The sequence below is a fragment of the Micromonospora sp. NPDC049230 genome, assembly GCF_040647875.1.
In the GTDB taxonomy this organism is placed as follows: Bacteria; Actinomycetota; Actinomycetes; order Mycobacteriales; family Micromonosporaceae; genus Micromonospora.
This window is the reverse complement of record NZ_JBEZCZ010000091.1, coordinates 1-2693: the sequence shown is the minus strand read 5'-3', so window position 1 is coordinate 2693 and position 2693 is coordinate 1. Positions and strand designations below refer to the sequence as shown.

The window sequence follows — 2693 nt, the reverse complement described above, 5'->3', positions numbered from 1 at the left end:
CGCGGTCACGGCGTCCAGGGCGACCAGGTGGCCGCCGCTGCGCCGGCACCCGTCCCGGCGCCGGCGCGGGTTGGTCGGCGGTCCAGGGCACGTACCCGGTCTGCCCGATCTGCGGCGGTAACCCGGGCGCCCAGTGCTGGCCGATCGGTTCGGCGTCGGCGAGCGCGGCCAGCTCCCGGTCGATGCGCCCGGAGTACCAGCAGCACGGCCACCACACCCCGACGTCGGCGCCGGTCGCGGCCAGTGCGGTGAGTACCGCGACCTGCTCGGGCCGCGGGAAGTCGCCCATGCCTTTCAGCTCCCGGAACATCTGCCCGCCCGGCTTGGGCGCCCAGGCGTGGACGTCGGGGTACCCGGGCAGCTCACCGCGCGGGTGGATGCTGTGGTGGTAGCCCAGCCCGTAGCCAGGCTGCCGGTGCGCCCGGTCATGGAACGCCCGGTGGGTGACGTGCCGCTGCAGGGCCTCGTTGGTGCGGCCGTTGCCCAGCTCGGGAAGCTGCCACGCCGGGTCGTGCTTCTTCACCAGGCGGCCGCCGGTCAGCAGCGGCACGTACCCGCAGTCATGCTCCGCCCAGTTGTTGTCGGGGCCCTCACCGGTGGTCATCTTCGGCCCCTTGCTCGAACCTGTCGGTGAGGAACGCGAGGGTGCGGCGGCGTTCAGCCGGCGTCATCCGTTCCATGATGGTGACCATCAGGCTTAGCCCCAGCGTTTCTTTCTGGTCGGGGGACATAGGAACCGCGTCCAGCTCGTGCAAGTGAGGGAGGGGGCAGCGCCTCCGCCCCGCAGGTGGAGGGGGCGGAGGGGGCGGCTGTGTATACCGCGGCAGGTCGACCGGCCGTTCTCCGGACGCCCAATGCAGGGGAGCGGTCATCGGGGCTCACCGCCACGCAGCCACTGCTCCATCGAGACGTACCGGGCTCGCCGTCGCTCGTCAGGCACGATGCCGACCAGACCAGCCGCGACGAGCTGCCGCAAGGCGCGGTCGACTTGCCTCGAACCGATCTTGAGCCTGGCTCGAAGGCCGTACGTGGTCTGCCCCGCCTGCCTCTCGATCTCGGCCAACACCTGAGCGCGACGCGTACCCGGCTGCGGCAGGAGCCGGTCGCTCGTCGCGGCGTGGCTACTCACCACGCACCCCGGGGCCACGGCGGCGTCGAGCGCGGCCGCCGCGGCGGCCTCCACCCGGGCGAGATCGATCGCGGCGGCCGGACCCGGCTGGGCGAGCGCAGTGGCCACGTCCTTGACCGCGACCAGTCGCCCATCGGTGGACTGCACCTCGGCGAGTTTCAGGGGCATCCCGCCGACGTCGCCGAGCACGGCGTAGACGCCCGGACGGTCGGTCTCCTCGACCCGGTACGGCGAGTCGATGCGCGGCACCTCACCGGCGCTCATAACGGGGCAGCCTCCTCCTGATCCGCAGCGGCACGCACCCGGTCATCCCGGTCGGGGGCGAGTAGGTCGTACACGGTCACCGGCAGGCCGAACGTCACGTCGGAGAGCGTGTCCGGCGCGAGGCGCGCCCATGGCCGCCCTCGACGCAACCCGTCCATGGCGGCCTGCCATTGCTCACTCTTCGGCAGGTCGTACCACCGGTCGCCCAGCGATTCCTGTCCGGCGGCCGCCGCGTTCGGGAACCGGACAGCCGCTGAGTACGACATCACCACCGGTTCGTCATCGCGGGCCCGCAACAGGTCAAGCACCTGTTCCCACCCCTGATCCGACCATTGATCCCGCGGCCCGGCCGGCATGTCCGAGTACCACAGACCCCACCGGTACAGCCCGGCCGTCAGCGCTGTGTCGATGATGTCGGCCAGCCATGCACGCTCCGGGCCTTCCACCCAGCAGTGCGCCTCACACCAGCCGCTGATCTTCGCGGCAAGCCGCACCGGATCGGACCCAGCGACAAGGGCCGTGTTTAGGGCGACGTTCGTGGAACGCAGCTCCACCCCCGCGACGACCAACCGCAGGCCGCTACGCAGGCAGGTGCGTAGCCACGCGATCAGGTGCCGCTGCGGCTCGTAGCTGATTGGCCTCATGGTGGCCCGCTCTTGCTCTTCGGCCTTGCGTAGGTAGGTGTGCAACGCGGCGCTGGTCGGGTCGTCCGGCGCATCCGGCACCAGGGCGAGGATGTCGCGCGCCCGGTCGAGACCATGACGCTGGTCGAGATCCCAAGCTGCCTCAGCCGGGCCCACGGCGACGCTGCCGAGCCACGCGTATTCGCTGCCCCGCAGCTCGGCGTCACCGGAGGGGCTGTGGAAGTAGACGCGACTCACAGGGCGTATCCGATCCGGTCCGGTACGAAGCGCGGCCGCGCCGGCGCGTCCAGGGTGTCAGCCAGCCACGGCGCGGCCAGCACCTCAACCGGCAACCGGTCAGCGCCGTGCCACTCGGCGGCCGCGCCGGCGGCGTCGATGGTGAGCACCGCGTCGACCTCACGCAGGTGCGGCGGTTCCTTCCGGGTCTCGTAGTGGAGCACCGATACCCGGGTCGGCGGGATCGGGGCGGCGTTCGCCCCCGGGTATGGGGCGAACACCCCGTCGCGGTCCGCGTTGCGTTCCTGGCACACCTCCAGCGGGGTGGCCATCACCACCGCGAGCACCGGCACATCGAACCGGCGCGCCCGGCTGATCAGCGGATCCCGGTACGCCCAGCGGGTGTTCGTCGCGTCGACCACCGTGAGCAGCCGCCGACT

At 71.7% G+C, this 2693-nt stretch carries 5 protein-coding genes; all 5 read right to left on the bottom strand.

What is annotated here, in order from left to right; genetic code table 11:
- On the bottom strand, positions 1 to 604 hold a 604-nt coding region (locus AB0A95_RS34655), incomplete at its 3' end, for a VRR-NUC domain-containing protein (protein WP_357559983.1).
- Positions 591 to 755, bottom strand: a complete 165-nt coding sequence (locus AB0A95_RS34650; protein WP_357559982.1) for a hypothetical protein — start codon at positions 753 to 755, stop codon at positions 591 to 593. The genes AB0A95_RS34655 and AB0A95_RS34650, both read right to left, overlap by 14 nt.
- A gap of 113 nt (positions 756 to 868) precedes the next feature.
- Complete coding sequence (locus AB0A95_RS34645) at positions 869 to 1393, bottom strand: hypothetical protein (RefSeq protein WP_357559981.1); 525 nt, start codon at positions 1391 to 1393, stop codon at positions 869 to 871.
- A complete protein-coding gene (locus AB0A95_RS34640; protein ID WP_357559980.1) occupies positions 1390 to 2193 on the bottom strand; it encodes a hypothetical protein in 804 nt (267 codons plus the stop codon). Before AB0A95_RS34640 ends, AB0A95_RS34645 begins: the two co-directional genes overlap by 4 nt.
- Positions 2194 to 2270: 77 nt before the next feature.
- Positions 2271 to 2693: AAA family ATPase (locus tag AB0A95_RS34635; RefSeq protein ID WP_357559979.1), on the bottom strand; the 423-nt coding region annotated here is incomplete at its 5' end.